Genomic DNA, 20,681 nt, shown 5'->3' with positions numbered 1-20,681 from the left:
CCTACCTATGCTTTGCCGAATACTCCTTGCAGACGAGTCGCCCCTGTTCAGAGCGGGGCTGCGCGCGCTGCTCGAACAAAAACAAGATTACGCAGTGGTGGGTGAAACCGGTGACGGCGTGAGCGCCGTCGAGCTCGCCGAACAGCTCAAGCCCGACATCATCATGCTGGACATGGCGCTGGATGCGCTGGAGAGCGAAGAGATCCTGCGCGAGCTGTGCCTGCGCGTGCCGGCAAGCATGGTGCTGATGCTGTCGGCGCGCTCGGAGCTGGAGTTCGTGATGAAGTGCCTGCAGCAGGGTGCCCACGGCTTTCTGCTCAAGACCGCCACCGTGCTGGAACTGGAGCTGGCGTTGCAGGCGTTGAAGAACGGCGGCCAGTACCTGTCGTCGGCGGTGTTGCCGCTGGTGATCGGGCAGGCGGTCAAGCACAGCCGCAAACGCCATGCCGGCAGCAGCACCATGCAACTGACCACCCGCCAGCTGGAGATCCTGCGCCTGATTGCACGAGGCGAGTCGACCCGCTCGATTGCCGATGGCCTGGGCCTGAGCGTGAAGACGGTGGAGGCGCACCGCTCGCAGATCATGCACCGCCTGCAGATACACGACATACCGGGCCTGGTGCTGTTTGCGGTGCGCGAAGGCATCATCCGCATCAACGACTGACCGCGACGGGTTTCAGCCTTGCAGGGCTACCAGGGCGCCTTGCAGGGCCGTCGGCAAGCTGGCGGGCTGGCCGGTGGCACGCTCGACGAACACCTGCACCATGCGCCCGGCGGCGCAGGGCTGAGCTTCACCGACCTTGAACAGGGCCAGTTGGTACTCCACCGAACTGCCGGCCACCCGTACCGCGCGCAGGCCGACTTCCAGGCATTCGGGGAAGGCGGCCGAGGCGAAGAAGTCGCACCCCGAACTGACCACGAACCCCACCACCTCGCCATCCTGCGGGTCGAGCCCGGCATGCTCGATCAGGTAGGCCTGCACGGCGCTGTCGAAGAAGGCGTAGACCGTGGCGCTAGCGATGTGGCCGTTGACGTCGTTGTCCTGCCAGCGGGTCGGCAGGGGGTGGACGTGGGGGTAGTGGTGGCGTTCGGGTGTGGCAGACATGAATGACCTGTATGCAGTGAAGGGGGCGGGAAGCATCCCACAACGAATTCAGAAGCACGGTGACAGTAAACCGTAACAGGGCTGAATAGCATGGGCGCCTACTCGAAACATCCATGCGGTTGCGCCGCTACTGCGCAAGGCATAGACTCTAACTACGCCAATGGCGTACAAAGGTTGGCATGCTCTTCATCGAAACAAGCGTATTTACCAGCGACGTTTCAAGCCATCTCGACGATCACGAGTACCTGTCGCTTCAGGTATATCTTGCCGAGCACCCTGAAGCAGGTGACCTGATCGAAGATACCGGCGGGCTGCGAAAAATTCGATGGGCAGCAAAAGGCAAAGGAAAAAGCGGCGGGGTTCGAGTGATCTATTACTACGCCGTGTCAGCCAGCCAGATCCGTTTGCTGCTTATCTACCGCAAAGGCATCCACGACACATTGACTAAAAAACAGAAAGCCGTACTTCGAAGCCTCAACCAAGGGTGGAAATGATGGACAGGAATCTTTTCGGTCGTCTCGTTGACAGCATGACCGAGATGGCTGAAATCGATCGTGGGGAGCGCAAACCTTCACGCGAGTTCCAGGTAGACGCCATGCGGGTCAGGGCCATACGCGAGGCAACCGGGCTTACCCAGGAAAAATTTGCGCAGTGTATCGATGTACCGCTGGGTACGTTGCGCAATTGGGAGCAAGGACGCCGTGCTCCAGAAGGGCCAGCACGGGCACTGCTGCGTGCGATTCACAATGACCCGGAACATGTTCTGGCCGCATTGGCCTGAATCACAGCCCAAACGAAAAAGCCGCCCATTCGGGCGGCTTTTTCTCAGCTGGCGAGCAGCAACTTACAGTTGCGGGCCCGCTGCCTTGATGGCGTCGGAAACGTCGAACTTCTTGAAGTTCTCGATGAACAGCGAAGCCAGGCCCTTGGCCGCTTCGTCGTAGGCAGCGCTGTCAGCCCAGGTGTTGCGCGGGTTGAGCAGTACGGTTTCAACACCCGGTACCAGTTTCGGCACGTCCAGGTTGATGATGTCCAGGTGCTCGGTTTCAGCACCGACCAGTGCGCCGCTCTGGATGGCCGCGATCACCGCACGGGTGGTCGGGATGTTGAAGCGCTTGCCCACGCCGTAGCCACCACCGGTCCAGCCGGTGTTGACCAGGTACACCTTGGAACCGAAACCACGGATACGCTTGATCAGCAGTTCAGCGTACTCGCCAGCCGGGCGCGGGAAGAACGGCGCGCCGAAGCAGGTGGAGAAGGTCGACTTGATGCCGCTGCCCGAACCCATTTCGGTGGAGCCCACCAGCGCGGTGTAACCGGACAGGAAGTGGTAGGCCGCCTGCTCTTCGCTGAGGATCGATACTGGTGGCAGTACGCCGGTCAGGTCGCAGGTCAGGAAGATCACTGCGTTGGGCTCGCCACCCAGGTTCTTCTCGGAACGCTTGGCAACGTGCTCGAGCGGGTAGGCCGCACGGCTGTTCTGGGTCAGGCTGACATCGGAGTAGTCAGCGTGCTTGGCGTCGTCGATGACGACGTTTTCCAGCACGGCGCCATGCTTGATGGCTTTCCAGATGACCGGCTCGTTCTTCTCCGACAGGTCGATGCACTTGGCATAGCAACCGCCTTCGATGTTGAACACCACGCCCTCGCCCCAACCGTGCTCGTCGTCACCGATCAGGTAACGGCTTTCGTCGGCCGACAGGGTGGTCTTGCCGGTGCCCGACAGGCCGAAGAACAGGGTCACGTCGCCTGCTTCGCCGATGTTGGCGGCGCAGTGCATCGGCAGCACGTCGGCAGCCGGCAGCAGGAAGTTCTGCACCGAGAACATGGCTTTCTTCATCTCGCCGGCGTAACGCATGCCAGCAATCAGTACCTTCTTCTGGGCGAAGTTGAGGATCACGCAACCGTCGGAGTTGGTGCCGTCACGCTCGGGCACGCATTCGAAGTTGGCGACATTGAGCACTTGCCACTCATCACGACCGGCCGGGTTGTACTGCGCCGGGTTGATGAACAGGCAACGGCCGAACAGGTTCTGCCAGGCAGTCTGGGTGGTCATGCGTACCGGCAGGTAGTGCTCGGCAGCCGCACCTACGTGCACGTGGGAAACGAAATGATCCTGGGCGTTGTTGAACGCCTCGACGCGGTCCCACAGGGCATCGAACTTGTCGGCCGGGAACTTGCGGTTGATCGGGCCCCAGGCGATGGCAGACGAGGTGGACGGCTCGTCGACGATGAAACGGTCGACCGGCGAACGACCGGTACGGTGACCAGTTTTCACGACCAGCGCGCCCGTATCGGCCAGCTCGCCTTCACCGCGGTTCAGCGCTTCTTTTACCAGTTCATCGACGCTCAGGTCGGTGTACACGGTGTTGTTGGCTTGCGTCATGAGATTCCCCATCCGGCCTGCGGCCGAGTGCTCCGAACGTTTTGTAGTAGAGCTTTTAAAACTACTACAGCGAAAAAAGTGGCGGGATTATGCCAGAAACGCCCAAAAAAAGTAGGGCCCTCCTGTCAGAACGGCGTGTTTCCGGCGTTCGACAGGAGATTTACCTGAGCTTAAACGTTTTAGTGACGAGTATCTGACGGTGCGTCAACACCCCCGCCGGCGAACAATTGTGCGATTTCGGTTTCATCGAACAGGTAGCGCTGGTTGCAGAACTGGCAGTCGATTTCGATCGCCCCGCCATGCTCGGCCGCCAGGGCCAGGGCATCGTCCTGGCCGAGGCTGACCAGCGCGTTGCCCGAGCGCTCACGCGAGCAGCTGCAGCGGAACTGCAGCGGCTGGATATCGAACAGGCGCACGGCATCTTCGTGGTACAGACGGTGCAGCACGGTCTCGTTGTCCAGGCCCAGTTGCTCTTCGGCCTTCAGCGTGTTGGCCAGGGCCGTGACGTGCTTCCAGCTGTCTTCGCGGTCGTCCTCGTCCTTCTGGCGGTCGGCCGGCAACTGCTGCAGCAGCAGGCCGCGGGCGCGCTGGCCATCGGCGTTGAGCCAGAAGCGCGTGCCCACCTGCTGGGACATCACGAAGTAGTTGGTGAAGCACTCCGAGAGGTTCTCGCCATCCAGGTCGACAATGCCCTGGTAACGCTGGCCCTGCGCCGGGTCGATGGTCAGCGCCAGCTGGCCATCGGGCATCAGGTCGCCCAGGGTGGCATCGGGGGCGATCTGCTCGGCGTGATAGCGCGCCAGGCCACGGATGTCGCGCTCGCTGGAGCACTCGATCATCAGCAGCGGGATCGGCCCTTCGGAGCGTGCCTGCAGGATCAGCAGGCCGTCGAACTTGAGCGCGCCCACCAGCAGCGCCGCCGCGGCCATCAGCTCACCGAGCAGCTGCGCCACCGGCTGCGGGTAGGGGTGCTTGGCCAGGACTTCGGCGTAGCTGCGCTCGAGCGAAACCAGTTCGCCGCGTACGTCGCGCTCGTCGAAGATGAAGCGTTGGGTGAAGTCGGTATCTGGCAAATCGGACATGGTTTCTGGCTTTCTGAAAGATGACAAAATAATTTCAAGGGCCTATAAAGCCCCGTTTAGAGCACCAGAATGGTGCGAACGATAGCGCTGTAAAAGAGGTAGTTTATGGACAATCCACCCCTGTTCCAAGCCAGGTGGGCTTGGGGCCCCCTGTGTCTGGCTACGTTGATTCCCGTTGCACTACTGTGTTTCTGGTTATGGCCCGTTGGCCAGGCCCTTTGCATGGCGCTCGACGAATGGCTGTTCCACGCCCTCAATCGCCCACTGGACGACAACACCCTGTGGCGCAGCATCTGGACCCTGGGCAGCCTGCGCCCGTTCGACATCGTGGTCGGGCTCATCATGCTGATGCTGCTGATTCGCGGCGACTGGGTATTCAAGGCCGTCGAGGTGCGCCGGGCTTTTTTCGGCTTCCTGGTGACCCTGCTGGTGCTGGTGGTGATCCGCGCCCTTTTCTCCAAGCTGGTACGCCTGATGGGCTGGCAGCACCATAGCCCGTCGATGGTGTTCAGTGACGCCATCATGCTCAGCGACTACTACCCGGCGCTCGAAGCGCGCTGGGAGCTCAAGGACCGTTCCAGCCAGAGCTTCCCCGGCGACCACGCCTCGGTGCTGCTGCTGTGGGCACTGTTCATGAGCCTGTTCAGCCGCCGCCTGATGCAGCATGTGCTGATCTGGGCACTGGCGGTGCTGTTCATGCTGCCACGCCTGGTGGCGGGTGCCCACTGGGGCCAGGACGACTATATCGGCGGCCTGGGCATGGCCATCCTGGCGCTGGGCTGGAGTTACTATACGCCGTTTGCTGCCCGGACCAGCGCCGGCCTGGTGCGTGTCACCGCGCCCTTGTTCGGTTGGCTGGCACGGCTGCCGGTGCTCGGCCGCCTGAGCGTAATCGGCGCGCGGGGTTAACCGGCGCTGTCGTGCAACTGATGTAGCTGGCGGCGCTGCTTTTTGGTGGGCCGCCCGTCGGTGCTTACCCCAAGGGCGCCGGCCTTGCGCAGCGCCGCGGCCTGCTCGCGGCGTGCCAGGCTCTGTGCGGTCTCCTCGTACAGCGCCTGTGCCTCGGGTGCGCCGCGGCGCACCACCGACAGCGCCGTGACCACCACGGTACGCTCGTCGAAACCGGTACGCAGCACGAACTCGTCACCCACCCGCGGCTCCTTGCCCGGCTTGCAACGCTCGCCCCGACAATGCACCTTGCCGCTCTCGATCGCCGCCTTGGCCAGGGCGCGGGTCTTGTAGAAGCGCGCCGCCCACAACCATTTGTCCAGGCGAACCTTGTCGTCCTCTTCCGGCTTTTGTGCCATGGCATTTCCCCGATTCATTTGTTTCATGGAACTGTACTACCGTAACTGGCGGATGCAAAAAATACGCGGCGTGCTTACAGTTCACCGACTTTTACCCAGGTTGTGCATCTTGAAGACATTTGACCATTTGAGCGTGATCGGCCTGCGCGAGTGGGTGGCCTTGCCCGACCTCGGCGTGGCAGGCCTGCGCGCCAAGATCGACACCGGCGCCAGCACCTCCAGCCTGCACGCCACCGAAGTGGAAACCTTCGAACGCGATGGTGAAACCTGGGTCCGCTTCAACGCGCACCTGGGTTCGGTGGTACAACTGCGTCACCGGCGCTGCGAAGCGCCTCTGGTGACGATGAAGACCATCAAGAGCTCCAATGGCCATGCCCAGACCCGCTACGTGATCCGCACGCCCCTGGCGCTCGGCGACCGGGTGTGGGAAGTGGAGTTCACCCTGGCCTGCCGCAAGGCCATGCGCTATCGCCTGCTGCTCGGCTCCAAGGCCTTGGTACACGGCCAGCTGGTGGTCAACCCGGGCCTCAAATACGTACAGGACAAGCCGGCCTCTCCGGCCACCATTACCCCCTCCACAGGTGTTGCATGAAGATCGCTGTGCTGTCGCGGAACCCGCGTCTGTATTCCACTCGTCGTCTGGTCGAAGCCGGTACGCAACGAGGCCATGAAATGGTTGTGATCGATACCCTGCGCGCCTACATGAACATCGCCAGCCACAAGCCGCAGATCCACTATCGCGGCAAGCCGCTGGAAGGGTTCGACGCCGTCATCCCGCGCATCGGCGCGTCGGTGACCTTCTATGGCTGCGCGGTGCTGCGCCAGTTCGAGATGATGGGCGTGTTCCCGCTCAACGAATCGGTGGCCATCGCCCGCTCGCGGGACAAGCTGCGCTCGCTGCAGCTGCTGTCGCGCCGTGGCATCGGCCTGCCGGTCACCGGCTTTGCCCATTCGCCCGACGACATCCCCGACCTGATCCAGATGGTCAACGGCGCCCCCCTGGTGATCAAGGTGCTCGAGGGCACCCAGGGCATCGGCGTGGTGCTGTGCGAAACCACCAAGGCGGCCGAGTCGGTGATCGAGGCCTTCATGGGCCTGAAGCAGAACATCATGGTGCAGGAGTACATCAAGGAGGCCGGTGGCGCCGACATTCGCTGCTTTGTGGTGGGCGACAAGGTGATCGCCTCGATGAAGCGCCAGGCCAAGCCCGGCGAGTTCCGCTCCAACCTGCACCGGGGCGGCACCGCCAGCCTGATCAAGGTCACCCCGGAAGAGCGCATGACCGCCATCCGCGCTGCCAAGGTCATGGGCCTGAGCGTGGCCGGCGTGGATATCCTGCGCTCCAATCACGGCCCGCTGGTGATGGAGGTCAACTCCTCGCCGGGCCTGGAAGGCATCGAGGTCACCACCGGCAAGGACGTGGCCGGGATGATCATCGAACACCTGGAGAAGAACGGCGGGCCGAACCTGACCCGCACCAAGGGCAAGGGCTGAGCCCTTGCGTCCCTAGACCGCGTCGCGTGGCAGCAGCAGGCCCAGGGGCAAGCGTACCCGCGCCTCGATGCCGCCACCGGAACGGTTGCGCAGCTCCACATTGCCGCCGTGCTGGGCGGCAATGCGCTTGACGATAGCCAGGCCCAGGCCGGTGCCCTTGCCGCTGCGGGCGCGATCACCGCGAATGAACGGATTGAAGATCGCCTCCAGCTCACCCGGATCGATGCCGGCGCCGCGGTCGAGCACGCTCAGCACCACGTAGGGCGCGCTGGTGTCACCCGAGACATAGGCCGCCACTTCCACGCCCTGCCCGGCGTGATGCAGCGCATTGCCGATCAGGTTGTTGAGCAGGCGCTTGATCGAAACCCGGCGCAGCGGAAACGGCGGGATCGGCTCCAGGCACAGCCGCACCTGCTCTTCGGGCTGGTTGAACGGCGCGACCACCTCGCGTACCAGGTCGCTGAGGTCCACCTCCTCGACCGGCTCGTCGCGGCCATCGCGGATGAACGCCAGGAACTGGTCGAGAATCGCGTCCATGTCCTCGATGTCGCGCACCATGTCGTCGGTCAGGTCGCTTTCGTTGGCCAGCAGCGACAGCGACAGGCGCAGGCGCGTCAGCGGTGTGCGCAGGTCATGGGACACCCCGGCCAGCATCAGCTCACGCTCGCGCCCCGCCTGCTCGACATCCTCCGCCATCTGGTTGAAGGCCCGGTAGACCTCGGTCATCTCGCTGGGCGTGTCGCTGATCGGCAGGCGCACGCTGCGCCCCTGGCCCAGTTGCCGGGCGGCGAACACCAGGCGCTTGAGCGGCTGGTTGAGCTGGCGCACGAAGATCCAGGCCGAAGCCGTGGACAACAGGCCGATGGCCAGGAACCAGCCCAGCACGTTCCAGATCTTCTGGCCGCGCAACGGGTGCGGGTACAGCGGCACCTTCAGCCAGCCATCGCCCAGGCTCGGGGCCTGTACCCACAGCGCCGGCGGCGCATGGATGCGCAGGCGCACCTCGGTGTCCTCGCCCAGTTCGGCCTGCATCTGGCGCTGGTAGATCTCGCTGTAGGGCCAGTGCTGCTCACCCTCGGGCACACCGGTGCCGACCACCCGCTTCAAGCCGGCGGCTTCGGCAATCTTCTCGCGGTTTTCCTCATCGGCCGCCCAGTAGGCGCGCAGCGTCAGTGCGACGCCGTGGCTGTACTGGCGGTCCACCAGCACGTCCTCGTTCATCAGCAGGTACACCAGCGTCAGTGCCTTGGAGAACAGCACCACGGCCAGCACCAGCCACAGCGTGCGGGCGAAGAAGCTTTGGGGGAACCACAATGGCGTTTTCATGGGCGACGGCTACACGGTTGGCAGGAGCGAGCGCGGCTCGCAGGCGTTGCGGATTTCGGCACAGGCAAAAACAGGGCAACCCGAGGGGCGCCCTGCCTATGCTGACCTGCTCCTGTACAAGGCTTCACTTGCCGGCATTGCCATCCGGCACGAAGACATAGCCCACACCCCAGACGGTCTGGATATAGCGTGGCTTGGAAGGGTCGGGTTCGATCATGCGGCGCAAACGCGAGATCTGCACATCGATGGAGCGCTCCAGGGCGTCCCACTCGCGACCGCGCGCCAGGTTCATCAGCTTGTCGCGGGTCAGCGGCTCGCGGGCATGCATCACCAGCGCCTTGAGCACCGCGAATTCGCCGGTGGTGAGCATGTGCACTTCGTCGCCGCGCTTGAGTTCGCGGGTGGCCAGCGACAGCGCGTAGTCGCCGAAGGTGACGGTTTCGTCCTCGCTGCCTGGTGCGCCCGGTACCACCGGGGCCTGACGACGCAGCACGGCCTTGACCCGCGCCATCAGTTCGTCGGGGTTGAACGGCTTGGCCAGGTAGTCATCGGCGCCCAGTTCCAGGCCCTTGATGCGGCTGAGCTCGTCACCCTTGGCGGTGAGCATGATGATCGGCACCTGGTTGTTTGCCCCGCGCAGGCGCTTGCAGGCGGTCAGGCCGTCTTCGCCGGGGAGCATCAGGTCGAGCACGATCAGGTTGAACACTTCACGCGCCAGCAGGCGGTCCATCTGTTCGGTGTTGGGTACGGCACGGGCACGGTAGCCCTTGCTGGTGAAGAAACGCTCCAGCAGGCTGCTCAGGCCCGGGTCGTCATCGACGATGAGGATTTTCTCGCCTTCGGCGGGTTGTGCAGTGCTGCTCATGGGTAGCTCCTTTAATCTCGGCGGGCATTATGGCTTAGGCGCCATTTGAGCGTGCCGTGTGCATTGTTAGCAGATTTTTCCCAAGTCGCCAGCGGCATGCCCCGACAGGCTGGCGCGCCGCGATCCCCGCAAGCCCGGAACGCTGGGTATAATGCGCCGCTTTGATCCAGCGTCGCCCTGCTCGAGCGCGCCCCGTGGCGCCGGCCTGCGGCCTTTGCATTCACGAATTGTCAGGTGGTTTTATGGACAGCATCAACAGCCGCATCGCCGAGGAACTCGGTGTCCGCCCGCAACAGGTCGAAGCGGCCGTGGCTCTACTTGATGAAGGCTCCACGGTGCCCTTTATCGCCCGTTACCGTAAAGAAGTGACCGGCAGCCTGGACGACACCCAACTGCGCAACCTGGAAGAGCGCCTGCGCTACCTGCGCGAACTCGACGACCGCCGCGCCAGCATCCTGGCCAGCATCGAGGAGCAGGGCAAGCTGACCCCGGAGCTGGCCCGCGAGATCAAGCTGGCCGACACCAAGACCCGCCTCGAAGACCTTTATCTGCCGTACAAGCAGAAGCGCCGCACCAAGGGCCAGATCGCCCTGGAAGCCGGCCTGGGCGAGCTGGCCGACGGCTTGTTCAACGACCCGCAGCTGAACCCGGAAACCGAAGCGGCGCGCTTCGTCGACGCCGAAAAAGGCGTGGCCGACGTCAAGGCGGCCCTCGAAGGCGCCAAGTACATCCTCATGGAGCGCTTCGCCGAAGACGCCAGCCTGCTGGCCAAGCTGCGCAACTTCCTCAAGCAGGAATCGGTGCTCAGCGCTCGCCTGGTGGCCGGCAAGGAAGAGGAAGGGGCAAAGTTTCGCGACTACTTCGAACACGACGAGCCGCTCAAGAGCGCGCCCTCGCACCGCGCCCTGGCGATCTTCCGCGGGCGCAACGAAGGCGTGCTGTCGGCCAGCCTCAAGGTCGGCGAAGAGCTGCCCGGCACCCTGCACCCCTGCGAAATGATGATCGGCGAGCACTTCGGCGTGAAAAACCAGAACCGCCCAGCCGACAAGTGGCTGGGCGAAGTGGTGCGCTGGACCTGGAAGGTCAAGCTCTACACGCACCTGGAAACCGACCTGTTCGGCGAGCTGCGCGACAACGCCGAGAGCGAGGCGATCAACGTGTTCGCCCACAACCTGCATGACCTGCTGCTGGCCGCCCCGGCCGGCCCGCGCACCACCCTGGGCCTGGACCCGGGCCTGCGCACCGGCTGCAAGGTGGCGGTGGTGGATGCTACCGGCAAACTGCTCGACACCGCCACGGTGTACCCGCACGTACCCAAGAACCAGTGGGACCAGACCATCGCCGTGCTCGCCGCCCTGTGCGCCAGGCACAAGGTCGAGCTGATCGCCATCGGCAACGGCACCGCCAGCCGTGAAACCGACAAGCTGGCCGCCGAGCTGATCAAGAAATACCCAGCCTTGAAGATGACCAAGATCATGGTCTCCGAAGCCGGCGCCTCGGTGTACTCGGCCTCCGAGCTGGCGGCCAAGGAATTCCCCGACCTGGACGTGTCGATCCGCGGCGCGGTGTCGATTGCCCGTCGCCTGCAGGACCCGCTGGCCGAACTGGTCAAGATCGACCCCAAATCCATCGGTGTGGGCCAGTACCAGCACGACGTGTCGCAACTCAAGCTGGCCCGTGGCCTGGATGCGGTGGTCGAGGACTGCGTGAACGCCGTGGGCGTGGACGTCAACACCGCCTCGGTGGCGCTGCTGGCACGCATCTCGGGCCTCAACAGCACCCTGGCGCAGAACATCGTGGCACACCGCGATGCCAACGGTGCCTTCAAGACCCGCGCCGCGCTGAAAAAGGTCAGCCGCCTGGGCGAGAAGACCTTCGAGCAGGCCGCAGGCTTCTTGCGCGTGATGAACGGCGACAACCCGCTGGACGCCTCGGCGGTGCACCCTGAAGCCTACCCGCTGGTACAGCGCATCGCCGCCGACACCGACCGCGACATCCGCTCGCTGATCGGCGACAGCGGCTTTCTCAAGCGCCTGGACCCGAAAAAATTCACCGACGAAACCTTCGGCCTGCCGACCGTCACCGACATCCTGCAAGAGCTGGACAAGCCCGGCCGCGACCCGCGCCCCGAGTTCAAGACCGCCGAGTTCCAGGAAGGCGTCGAAGACCTCAAGGACCTGCAACTGGGCATGATCCTCGAAGGCGTGGTCACCAACGTGACCAACTTCGGTGCCTTCGTCGACATCGGCGTGCACCAGGACGGCCTGGTGCACATCTCGGCGCTATCGGAGAAGTTCATCAAGGACCCGCGTGAAGCGGTCAAGGCCGGCGACGTGGTCAAGGTCAAGGTCATGGAAGTGGACATTCCGCGCAAACGCGTGGGCCTGTCGATGCGCATGGGCGACACCCCGGGCGAGAAAATCGACGGCGCCCGCGGCAGCCGCCCGGGCTCGGCACCGCGCCAGCAGCAGCCGGCACGCGCCAAGGAGACCCCGGCCCCGGCCAACAACGCCATGGCCTCGCTGTTCGCCAACGCCAAGCAGTTGAAGAAGAAGTGACCGACCTGCCCGTAGAGCAGGTGCGCAGCGCATTCAGCCAACTGCTCGGCTGTCGCCTGCAACGCCTCGACCAGGGCGTTGCCGAGGTGGCCCTGGCCCTTGAGCCGCACCTGCGCAACCGCGGCGGCAAGCTGCATGGCGGGGCGATCTTCAGCCTGGTCGACATCGCCATGGGCCTGGCCTGCTCCAGCGCCCATGGCTTCGACAAGCAGAGCGTCACCGTGGAATGCAAGATCAACTACCTGCGTCCGGTCAGCGAGGGCGAGGTGCTGTGCGTGGCCCGCGTGCTGCAGGCCGGGCGGCGCATCCTGGTGGTCGATGCCGACGTGCTGCAAGGCGAAAAACTGATGGCCAGGGCCCAGGGCACCTTCACCGTGCTCTAGCCGCAAACGCCCAATGTGCGGTACTTTCGGCAGTGCGCGGGCACTGCCGGAACCCTGCGAAAACCAGGCGACCACGCCAGTTCCTCTGTCCACCCTTGTAGACCGTCGTTTCCACCCCCATATTGGGGCGACTGACGCGTGAAGGAATCCATCTTGAGCGAACTTCTCAACCGCCGCCTGAGCCTGCTCGGCCAGGGCGACAACCTCTCCCTGCTCAAGCAGTGCCTGCACGGCATCGAGCGTGAATGCCTGCGCGTGACCGAGGACGGTCGTCTGGCCCAGACCCCGCACCCCGAAGCCCTGGGCGCGGCCCTGACCCACGAGCAGATCACCACCGACTATTCCGAGTCGCTGCTGGAGTTCATCACCCCTGCCCTGGCCGACCCTGCCCAGACCCTCGAAAGCCTCGAGAACATCCATCGCTTCGCCTACAGCAAGCTCGGTAACGAGTACCTGTGGAGCCCGTCGATGCCCTGCCCGCTGCCGGCCGAGGAAGACATCCCGATCGCCTGGTACGGCACCTCGAACATCGGTCAGCTCAAGTACGTGTACCGCAAGGGCCTGGCCCTGCGCTACGGGCGCACCATGCAATGCATTGCCGGCATCCACTACAATTTTTCGCTGCCAGAACAGATCTGGCCGCTGCTGCGCCAGGCCGAAGGCCAGGCGGGCGACGACCGCGACTACCAGTCGTCGGCGTACATCGCACTGATCCGCAACTTCCGTCGCTACAGCTGGCTGCTGATGTACCTGTTCGGCGCCTCCCCGGCGCTGGACGCAGGCTTCCTTCGCGGCCGCGCGCACCAGCTCGAACAATTCGATGCCGACACCCTGTACCTGCCCTACGCCACCAGCCTGCGCATGAGCGACCTGGGTTACCAGAGCAACGCCCAGGCCGGCCTGACGCCGTGCTACAACAACCTGGCCAGCTACACCGACAGCCTGCGCAAGGCCGTCGCCACGCCCTATGCGCCGTATGTCGAGATCGGCACGCACAAGGATGGCGAGTGGGTGCAGCTGAACACCAACATCCTGCAGATCGAAAACGAGTACTACTCCAACATCCGCCCCAAGCGCGTGACCTACAGCGGCGAGCGGCCGATCCAGGCGCTGATGGCCCGCGGCATCCAGTACATCGAAGTGCGCTGCCTGGACATCAATCCGTTCCTGCCCACCGGCATCGACCTCACCGAAGCGCGCTTCCTCGATGCCTTCCTGCTGTTCTGCGCACTGGAGCAGAGCCCGCTGCTGGACAATGGCGAGTGCGGCCAGTGCACCAGCAACTTCCTCAGCGTGGTCAAGCAGGGCCGCAAGCCTGGCCTGGAGCTGCAACGTGACGGCCAGCCGGTCGCGCTCAAGCAGTGGGCCGACGAGCTGCTGCAACGTATCGCCCCGCTGGCCGAACTGCTCGACCGCAGCCACGCCAGCGACGAGCACGCCAAGGCCCTGGCCGCGCAGGCGGCCAAGGTCAGCGACCCGTCGCTGACGCCGTCGGCCCAGGTGCTGGCGAGCATGACCGAGCACAAGGAGAGCTTCAGCCGCTTCTCCCTGCGCCAGAGCCAGGCGCATGCCGACTACCTGCGCGGCACGCCCCTGAGCAGCGAGGCGCAGCAGCGTTTCGAGGCCCTGGCGCGTGAATCGCTGGAGGCCCAGGCCACCCTGGAGCGCGAAGAGGACGTGGTCGATTTCGACCTGTTCGTGGGCGCCTACCAGGCCAGCATCCTGGCGATCAGCAACTGACATGAGCCGTGCAGCCACGCCCCGCAAACCGCGCGCTGCCAGCCAGGCCCGGATCGACTCGATCCTGGCCGCCGCACGCGACCTGCTGGCCAGCGAAGGCGTGGCCAGCCTGTCGATCTATGCAGTGGCCGAACGCGCACAGATCCCGCCCTCGTCGGTGTACCACTTCTTCGCCAGTGTGCCGGCGCTGCTGGAAGCCTTGACGGCGGATGTGCACAGCGCCTTTCGCGCCTGCCTGCAGGCGCCGATCGAGCCTGGCAGCCTGCAGCACTGGGGCGACCTGTCGCGCCTGGTGGAGCAGCGCATGCTGAGCATCTACAACCAGGATGCGGCGGCGCGCCAGCTGATTCTGGCGCAGCATGGGCTGAGCGAAGTGACCCAGGCCGACCGCCAGCACGATATCGAGCTGGGCGACCTGATGCACAAGCTGTTTGCCGAGCACTTCCGGCTGCCGGCGTTGCCGGACGATGTGGATGTGTTTGCCCTGGCGATGGAGCTGGGAGACCGGGTGTATGCCCGCTCGGTGCAGCTGCACGGGCAGATCACCCCGCGCATGGCGGAGGAAGGAATGCGGGTGTTCGATGCGTACCTGGGGTTGTATCTGCCGCCCTTTCTGCCCAAACGCTGACGGCCCTTTCGCCGGCAAGGCCGGCTCCTACAGGCCCGCTGTAAACCTGTAGGAGCCGGCCTTGCCGGCGAAGCTTTTTCAGAGCTTGGCGATCGACACTTCAGTCGACTTCACGAACGCAATCACCTCACTGCCCACCACCAGTTCCAGCTCCTTGACCGAACGGGTGGTGATCACCGAGGTGACGATGCCCGATGCCGTCTGCACGTCGATTTCCGACAGTACAGGGCCTTCCAGGATTTCTTTCACAGTGCCTTTGAACTGGTTACGTACGTTGATCGCTTTGATGGTCATGTGCAGGTTTCCTTTTAAAGACGAAAGATCAATGGGCCCAACGCAGTTGCGTGGGCAAAGGTGCTACAGGTTCAGGCTCGGGCGGGGTGCCCGGCACCGACAGGACACGATTCAGCACTTCGGTTTCCAGCGCCGCCAGGCGATGCGAGCCGCGTGCCCGCGGACGCGGCAGGTCGACCAGCAGGTCCAGGCCGATCTCGCCGTCCTCGATCAGGATCACCCGATCGGCCACCGCCACCGCTTCGCTGACGTCATGGGTCACCAGCAACACGGTGAAGCCGTGCTTGCGCCACAGGTTCTCGATCAGTTGCTGCATCTCGATCCGGGTCAGCGCATCCAGTGCGCCCAGCGGCTCGTCCAGCAGCAGCAGGCGCGGCTGGTGAATCAGCGCACGGGCCAGGGCCACGCGCTGCTTCTGCCCACCGGACAACGCCGCCGGCCACTCGTTGGCCCGGTCTGCCAGGCCCACCGCCTCCAGCGCCTGCAACGCACGCTCACGCCAGTTGCCGGTAAGCCCCAGGCCGACGTTGTCGATGACTTTCTTCCAGGGCAGCAGGCGCGCCTCCTGGAACATCAGCCGGGTGTCCTCGCGGGCATCGCTGAGCGCCGCAGAACCGGCCAGCAGCTCGCCGGCACTGGGCTGGTCGAGCCCGGCCAGCAGACGCAGCAGGGTGCTCTTGCCGCAGCCGCTACGGCCGACGATGGCAACGAACTGGCCCGCCGGGATGTGCAAGTCGATGTCGCGCAGCACCTGACGTTGGCCAAAGGTCTTTTGCAGCTTGTGCACGGCCAGCGGTATTCCGCGCAGCAGCCGTGGCGGTTGTTCCTTGAGCACGGTCATGCGCCGTCTCCCTTGCTGACTTGATAGGCCGGGTGCCAGCGCAGCCATACACGCTCCAGGCCACGGGCGGCCAGGTCGGCGAGCTTGCCGAGCACGGCGTACAGCACGATCGCCAGCACCACCACGTCGGTTTGCAGAAATTCGCGGGCGTTCATCGCCAGGTAGCCGATGCCGGCGTTGGCCGAGATGGTTTCGGCCACGATCAGGGTCAGCCACATGAAGCCCAGCGCGAAGCGCACGCCCACCAGGATCGAGGGCAGCGCACCGGGCAGGATCACCTGGCGAAACAGCGCAAAACCGCTCAGGCCATAGCTGCGGGCCATCTCCACCAGCGCCGGGTCGACGTTGCGGATGCCGTGGTAGGTGTTCAGGTAGATCGGGAACAGGGTGCCCAGGGCCACCAGGAAGATCTTTGCCGACTCGTCGATGCCGAACCACAGGATCACCAGCGGGATCAGCGCCAGGTGCGGCACGTTGCGGATCATCTGCACCGAGCTGTCGAGCAGGCGTTCGCCCCACTTCGACAGGCCGGTGATGAAGCCCAGCGCCAGGCCGATGCTGCCGCCGATCACGAAGCCGACCGCGGCGCGCCAGCCGCTGATGGCCAGGTGGGTCCAGATTTCGCCGCTGCGCACCAACTCTACGCCGGCACTGAGCACCGCGCTCGGCGCCGGCAGGATGCGCGTCGACAGCCAGCCGGCGCTGACCGCCAGCTGCCACACCGCCAGCAGCAGCACGGGCAGGGCCCACGGCGCCAGGCGATGCGACAAGGGAATGGAGGATCGTTTCATGCTTCGATCCTCACGCCTTGGCCGCGGCTTTGGGCAGGATGTCGTTGGCGACCATCTCACCGAACGGGCTTACGTAGTTGGCACCGGCCGGGGCCTCGGGGCGCTGGATGTCCAGGTGCGGGAACAGCAGTTCGGCCACGCGGTAGGACTCTTCCAGGTGCGGATAACCGGAGAAGATGAAGGTGTCGATACCCAGGTCGGCGTATTCCTTGACCCGTGCAGCCACGGTCGGGCCATCGCCGACCAGCGCGGTGCCGGCACCGCCACGCACCAGGCCGACCCCGGCCCACAGGTTGGGGCTGACCTCCAGGTTGTCGCGGTTGCCGCCATGCAGCGCAGCCATGCGTTGCTGGCCCACCGAGTCGAAGCGCGCCAACGAGGCCTGGGCACGGGTAATGGTGTCGTCGTCCAGGTGCGAGATCAGGCGCTCGGCCGCTTGCCAGGCCTCGGCGTTGGTCTCGCGCACGATCACGTGCAGGCGGATACCGAAACGAACGCTACGGCCCTGCTTGGCGGCCTTGGCGCGCACCTGTTCGATTTTCTCGGCCACGGCGGCCGGTGGCTCGCCCCAGGTCAGGTACAGCTCGACCTGTTCGGCGGCGAGGTCTTGCGCCGCTTCCGACGAGCCACCGAAGTACAGCGGCGGGCGTGGCTGCTGCACCGGCGGGTAGAGCAGCTTGGCGCCTTTTACCTTGATGTGCTGGCCATCGTAGTCGACGGTTTCGCCTTCCAGCACGCGGCGCCAGATGCGGGTGAATTCCACCGAGGCCTGGTAGCGCTCTTCGTGACTGAGGAACAGGCCGTCGCCGGACAGCTCTTCCGGGTCGCCACCGGTCACCAGGTTGAACAGCGCACGGCCATTGGACAGGCGGTCGAGGGTCGCGGCCTGGCGCGCCGCCACGGTCGGCGAGATGATTCCCGGGCGCAGGGCCACCAGGAACTTCAGGCGCTGGGTCACCGGAATCAGCGACGCGGCCACCAGCCACGAGTCTTCGCACGAGCGGCCGGTAGGGATCAGCACGCCACCGAAGCCCAGACGGTCGGCGGCCTGGGCGATCTGTTGCAGGTAACCATGATCGACAGCGCGAGCACCTTCGGCGGTGCCAAGGTAATGACCGTCGCCGTGGGTTGGCAGAAACCAGAAAACATTGAGGCTCATTGGAGTTGTCTCCTAAGGGGTGGCGCAAGCCGGGGCGGCGCCCCGGTGCGGTCGAACGTCAAGGCGCGGTGGCGACCTTGGCCGGTGGCGTCCAGATCACATCCTTGATGCTCAGCGGCTTGGGAATCAGCTTCAGGGTATGGAAGGTGTCGGCGATCTTCTGCTGGGCGGTGACCACGTCCGGGGTCAGGAAATGCGCACCGTAGCCCTGGCGCTTGACCGAGGTCAGGGTGATGTCGGCCGGCAGGCCCAGCAGCGGCGCCACCTGGTCGGTGACCTCCTGCGGGTTGGCCTTGGACCACTCGCCCACCGCGCGCACCTCGTCCACCAGCGCGGCAATCACTTCAGGGTGCTGCTGCGCATAGGGCCGGGTGGCCAGATAGAACTGGTGGTTGTCGACGATGCCACTGCCATCGCGCAGGGTGCGTGCCTGCAACTGCTGCTCGGCGGCGGCCTGGTACGGGTCCCAGATGACCCAGGCGTCGACGCTGCCACGCTCGAACGCGGCGCGGGCATCGGCTGGCGGCAGGAATACCGGCGTGATGTCGGTGTACTTGAGGCCGGCGTCTTCCAGGGCGCGCACCAGCAGGTAATGCACGTTGGAGCCCTTGTTCAGGGCGACCTTCTTGCCCTTGAGTTCCTTCACCGACTGGATCGGCGAACCCTTGGGCACCAGGATCGCCTCGCTGGTGGGGGCCGGTGGCTCGTAGGCCACGTAGAGCAGGTCGGCACCGGCGGCCTGGGCAAACACGGGCGGGGTTTCGCCGGTCACGCCGAAGTCGATGGAGCCCACGTTGAGGCCCTCGAGCAGCTGCGGGCCGCCGGGGAATTCAGTCCACTGCACCTGCACGCCCTGGGCAGCCAGGCGCTTTTCAAGGGAGCCCTTGGCCTTGAGCAGCACCAGGGTGCCGTACTTCTGGTAACCGATGCGCAGGCTCTCGGCCTGGGCTTGAGTGATGGCGCCGAAGGACACAGCCGCAGCAAACAGAGCGACCAGACCGCGACGCAAAACGACAGTGCGCATAGCGCTCTCCTTTTTGCTGTGGGGGTTCAGGCTGCACCTGCTTGCCCGTTGGCGGGCGAGTAAGGTGGGGTAAGACGGTAAAGCCGGTGTAGCGCTTCAGATGCTCCAGCGAGCACTGAGCAGACGTTCGTTGAGCAGGCCCGGGGCCACCGGCTTGGGGCGGCGCGCCAGGGCGCTGTGAAACAGTTCCAGCGATTCGTTGAGACGCTGCTCAAGCACCGGCGCCAATTGGGCGGCGGCGCTGCCTTCGCCGTAGGCGATCTGGCTGTCGTCGGCGAAGATCCCCTGCAGGGTCTCCTGGGCCTTGAGCGCCGAGAGCACCGGCTTGAGCGCGTAGTCCACCGCCAGCATGTGGGCGATGCTGCCACCGGTGGCGATGGGCAGAACCACCTTGTGTTCCAGCGCACGCTCGGGCAGCAGGTCGAGCAGGGTCTTCAGCGCACCGGCGAAGGACGCCTTGTATACCGGGGTGGCAACCACCAGGCCGTCGGCCTGGGCTACCAGTTGCAGGAAGTGCTGCACCGTGGGGCTGTCGAAACGTGCGTGCAGCAGGTCTTCGGCGGGGAAATCGCGCACCTGGAAGCTCACCACTTCCACGCCCTGGCTGTTCAGCCATTGCCGCGCGCGGTCGAGCAGGACGCCGGAGCGCGAACGCAGACTGGGACTACCGCCGAGAGAAACAACCAGCATTGGAGCACTTCCTTGATCGTGTTCTAGAGGGCCGCGAGATTGGATCTCGCTGGAGTGGAGTGACCATAACAGCTCGGCATATATACCAATAAATCATATTTTTTCATTTGTTTATTCTATATGGAACTATAAGAGCTTCGCCGGCAAGGCCGGCTCCTACAGGGGGCAGTGCAACCCTGCAGGAGCCGGCCTTGCCGGCGAAAGAGGCCCGCGCGGACATAAAAAAAGGGCCGTCGAAACGGCCCCGAAATGCCCTGCTGTGGCTACATCAAAACATTCAACGGTTAGGCTGCGGGGTCAGGCGCAGGTACGGCTTGACCGCCCGGTAGCCTTTCGGAAAGCGCCGCTTGATTTCCTCTTCGTCCTTGAGCGACGGCACGATCACCACCTCGTCACCGTCCTGCCAGTTGGCCGGTGTGGCGACCTTGTGGTTGTCGGTGAGCTGCAACGAATCGATCACCCGCAAAATCTCGTTGAAGTTGCGGCCGGTGCTGGCCGGGTAGGTGATGGTCAGGCGGATCTTCTTGTTCGGGTCGATCACGAACAGGGAGCGTACCGTCAGGGTGTCGCTGGCGTTGGGGTGGATCAGGTCGTACAGGTCCGACACCTTGCGGTCGGCGTCGGCCAGGATCGGGAAGTTGACGAGGGTGTTCTGGGTTTCATTGATGTCTTCGATCCAGCGGTGGTGCGAGTCCACCGGGTCGACCGACAGCGCGATGGCCTTGACCCCGCGCTCGGCGAACTGGTCCTTGAGCTTGGCGGTAAAGCCCAGTTCCGTGGTGCACACCGGCGTGAAGTCGGCGGGGTGCGAGAACAGCACGCCCCAGCTGTCGCCCAGCCACTCGTGGAAGCGGATCTTGCCCGCGCTGGAATCCTGTTCGAAATCGGGGGCGATATCGCCGAGTCTGAGGCTCATGGTGCGGCTCCTTGGCTGGGTTGTTTATGACCTCACTGTAGCCTCCCTGTGCATAAGGTTAAAAAGAATAAATATCGATTTATTTATAATTT

The 20,681-nt window shown here is 64.5% G+C and carries 23 protein-coding genes; 10 read left to right on the top strand and 13 right to left on the bottom strand.

Annotated features, from left to right (window positions below):
* The first annotated feature begins 7 nt into the window (after positions 1 to 7).
* The gene (locus tag JZZ72_RS17540) at positions 8 to 664 is read left to right on the top strand and encodes a response regulator (protein ID WP_043861630.1); all 657 of its coding nucleotides are present in this window, start codon (positions 8 to 10) and stop codon (positions 662 to 664) included.
* A 12-nt stretch (positions 665 to 676) separates the two neighbouring features.
* Here JZZ72_RS17540 and JZZ72_RS17535 read toward each other — a convergent pair whose 3' ends face one another.
* Positions 677 to 1,105: an acyl-CoA thioesterase gene (locus tag JZZ72_RS17535; protein WP_043861629.1), complete on the bottom strand. Its 429-nt coding sequence runs from the start codon at positions 1,103 to 1,105 to the stop codon at positions 677 to 679.
* 179 nt (positions 1,106 to 1,284) lie between these two features.
* On the opposite strand from JZZ72_RS17535, the gene JZZ72_RS17530 reads away from it, so the two are divergent.
* Together JZZ72_RS17530 and JZZ72_RS17525 are read left to right on the top strand one after the other, a co-directional pair.
* Positions 1,285 to 1,599 (top strand): hypothetical protein, encoded by a 315-nt coding sequence (locus tag JZZ72_RS17530; protein WP_043861628.1) that lies wholly within the window; start codon positions 1,285 to 1,287, stop codon positions 1,597 to 1,599.
* Positions 1,599 to 1,886, top strand: a complete 288-nt coding sequence (locus tag JZZ72_RS17525; RefSeq protein ID WP_043861671.1) for a helix-turn-helix domain-containing protein — start codon at positions 1,599 to 1,601, stop codon at positions 1,884 to 1,886. Before JZZ72_RS17530 ends, JZZ72_RS17525 begins: the two co-directional genes overlap by 1 nt.
* A gap of 63 nt (positions 1,887 to 1,949) precedes the next feature.
* Here JZZ72_RS17525 and JZZ72_RS17520 read toward each other — a convergent pair whose 3' ends face one another.
* Together JZZ72_RS17520 and hslO are read right to left on the bottom strand one after the other, a co-directional pair.
* Positions 1,950 to 3,491, bottom strand: a complete 1,542-nt coding sequence (locus tag JZZ72_RS17520; protein ID WP_043861627.1) for a phosphoenolpyruvate carboxykinase — start codon at positions 3,489 to 3,491, stop codon at positions 1,950 to 1,952.
* Between the two features lie 179 nt (positions 3,492 to 3,670).
* The gene (hslO, locus tag JZZ72_RS17515; protein ID WP_043861626.1) at positions 3,671 to 4,573 is read right to left on the bottom strand and encodes an Hsp33 family molecular chaperone HslO; all 903 of its coding nucleotides are present in this window, start codon (positions 4,571 to 4,573) and stop codon (positions 3,671 to 3,673) included.
* 105 nt (positions 4,574 to 4,678) lie between these two features.
* Between hslO and JZZ72_RS17510 the strand changes: the two genes are divergently transcribed.
* Complete coding sequence (locus JZZ72_RS17510; RefSeq protein WP_210014768.1) at positions 4,679 to 5,482, top strand: phosphatase PAP2 family protein; 804 nt, start codon at positions 4,679 to 4,681, stop codon at positions 5,480 to 5,482.
* On the opposite strand, the gene JZZ72_RS17505 is transcribed toward JZZ72_RS17510, so the two are convergent.
* Positions 5,479 to 5,880, bottom strand: a complete 402-nt coding sequence (locus JZZ72_RS17505) for an RNA-binding S4 domain-containing protein (RefSeq protein WP_043861624.1) — start codon at positions 5,878 to 5,880, stop codon at positions 5,479 to 5,481. The genes JZZ72_RS17510 and JZZ72_RS17505 overlap by 4 nt on opposite strands.
* Before the next feature lie 109 nt (positions 5,881 to 5,989).
* Here JZZ72_RS17505 and rimB point away from each other — a divergent pair, with 109 nt between their 5' ends.
* A complete protein-coding gene (rimB, locus tag JZZ72_RS17500; protein WP_054915912.1) occupies positions 5,990 to 6,472 on the top strand; it encodes a retropepsin-like aspartic endopeptidase RimB in 483 nt (160 codons plus the stop codon).
* Complete coding sequence (rimK, locus tag JZZ72_RS17495) at positions 6,469 to 7,374, top strand: 30S ribosomal protein S6--L-glutamate ligase (protein ID WP_043861622.1); 906 nt, start codon at positions 6,469 to 6,471, stop codon at positions 7,372 to 7,374. The genes rimB and rimK overlap by 4 nt, the downstream gene beginning before the upstream one ends.
* Before the next feature lie 12 nt (positions 7,375 to 7,386).
* Here rimK and JZZ72_RS17490 read toward each other — a convergent pair whose 3' ends face one another.
* Positions 7,387 to 8,700 (bottom strand): ATP-binding protein, encoded by a 1,314-nt coding sequence (locus JZZ72_RS17490; RefSeq protein WP_043861621.1) that lies wholly within the window; start codon positions 8,698 to 8,700, stop codon positions 7,387 to 7,389.
* Between the two features lie 124 nt (positions 8,701 to 8,824).
* Complete coding sequence (gene ompR, locus JZZ72_RS17485; protein ID WP_043861620.1) at positions 8,825 to 9,565, bottom strand: osmolarity response regulator transcription factor OmpR; 741 nt, start codon at positions 9,563 to 9,565, stop codon at positions 8,825 to 8,827.
* Positions 9,566 to 9,807: 242 nt separating this feature from the next.
* Here ompR and JZZ72_RS17480 point away from each other — a divergent pair, with 242 nt between their 5' ends.
* The 4 genes from JZZ72_RS17480 to JZZ72_RS17465 all read left to right on the top strand — a co-directional run bounded on the left by JZZ72_RS17480 (position 9,808) and on the right by JZZ72_RS17465 (position 14,874).
* Positions 9,808 to 12,123 (top strand): Tex family protein, encoded by a 2,316-nt coding sequence (locus JZZ72_RS17480; protein WP_058541685.1) that lies wholly within the window; start codon positions 9,808 to 9,810, stop codon positions 12,121 to 12,123.
* Positions 12,120 to 12,506 (top strand): PaaI family thioesterase, encoded by a 387-nt coding sequence (locus JZZ72_RS17475; protein ID WP_210014767.1) that lies wholly within the window; start codon positions 12,120 to 12,122, stop codon positions 12,504 to 12,506. Before JZZ72_RS17480 ends, JZZ72_RS17475 begins: the two co-directional genes overlap by 4 nt.
* 153 nt (positions 12,507 to 12,659) lie before the next feature.
* Entirely contained in the window at positions 12,660 to 14,246 is a 1,587-nt protein-coding gene (gene gshA / locus JZZ72_RS17470; RefSeq protein ID WP_043861618.1) for a glutamate--cysteine ligase, read from the top strand.
* A gap of 1 nt (position 14,247) precedes the next feature.
* Entirely contained in the window at positions 14,248 to 14,874 is a 627-nt protein-coding gene (locus JZZ72_RS17465; protein ID WP_043861617.1) for a TetR/AcrR family transcriptional regulator, read from the top strand.
* A 78-nt stretch (positions 14,875 to 14,952) separates the two neighbouring features.
* Here JZZ72_RS17465 and JZZ72_RS17460 read toward each other — a convergent pair whose 3' ends face one another.
* The 7 genes from JZZ72_RS17460 to JZZ72_RS17430 form a co-directional block, all read right to left on the bottom strand.
* On the bottom strand, positions 14,953 to 15,168 hold the full coding sequence (locus tag JZZ72_RS17460) for a TOBE domain-containing protein (protein ID WP_043861616.1): 216 nt from the start codon (positions 15,166 to 15,168) through the stop codon (positions 14,953 to 14,955).
* Between the two features lie 28 nt (positions 15,169 to 15,196).
* Complete coding sequence (gene ssuB, locus JZZ72_RS17455; protein WP_043861615.1) at positions 15,197 to 16,009, bottom strand: aliphatic sulfonates ABC transporter ATP-binding protein; 813 nt, start codon at positions 16,007 to 16,009, stop codon at positions 15,197 to 15,199.
* Entirely contained in the window at positions 16,006 to 16,800 is a 795-nt protein-coding gene (gene ssuC, locus JZZ72_RS17450) for an aliphatic sulfonate ABC transporter permease SsuC (RefSeq protein WP_043861614.1), read from the bottom strand. The genes ssuB and ssuC overlap by 4 nt, the downstream gene beginning before the upstream one ends.
* Positions 16,801 to 16,810: 10 nt before the next feature.
* Complete coding sequence (gene ssuD / locus JZZ72_RS17445; protein ID WP_210014766.1) at positions 16,811 to 17,959, bottom strand: FMNH2-dependent alkanesulfonate monooxygenase; 1,149 nt, start codon at positions 17,957 to 17,959, stop codon at positions 16,811 to 16,813.
* 58 nt (positions 17,960 to 18,017) lie between these two features.
* Positions 18,018 to 18,983, bottom strand: a complete 966-nt coding sequence (locus JZZ72_RS17440) for a sulfonate ABC transporter substrate-binding protein (protein ID WP_054915910.1) — start codon at positions 18,981 to 18,983, stop codon at positions 18,018 to 18,020.
* Positions 18,984 to 19,079: 96 nt separating this feature from the next.
* Positions 19,080 to 19,673 carry an NADPH-dependent FMN reductase gene (ssuE, locus tag JZZ72_RS17435; RefSeq protein ID WP_043861611.1) on the bottom strand — a complete coding sequence of 198 codons (594 nt, stop codon included), beginning with the start codon at positions 19,671 to 19,673 and terminating at the stop codon, positions 19,080 to 19,082.
* 277 nt (positions 19,674 to 19,950) lie between these two features.
* The gene (locus JZZ72_RS17430) at positions 19,951 to 20,589 is read right to left on the bottom strand and encodes a peroxiredoxin (protein WP_054915909.1); all 639 of its coding nucleotides are present in this window, start codon (positions 20,587 to 20,589) and stop codon (positions 19,951 to 19,953) included.
* Positions 20,590 to 20,681 lie beyond the last annotated feature (92 nt).

It is taken from the genome of Pseudomonas palmensis (assembly GCF_017848315.1).
In the GTDB taxonomy this organism is placed as follows: domain Bacteria; phylum Pseudomonadota; class Gammaproteobacteria; order Pseudomonadales; family Pseudomonadaceae; genus Aquipseudomonas; species Aquipseudomonas palmensis.
This window is presented reverse-complemented; position numbering and strand designations above follow the sequence as displayed.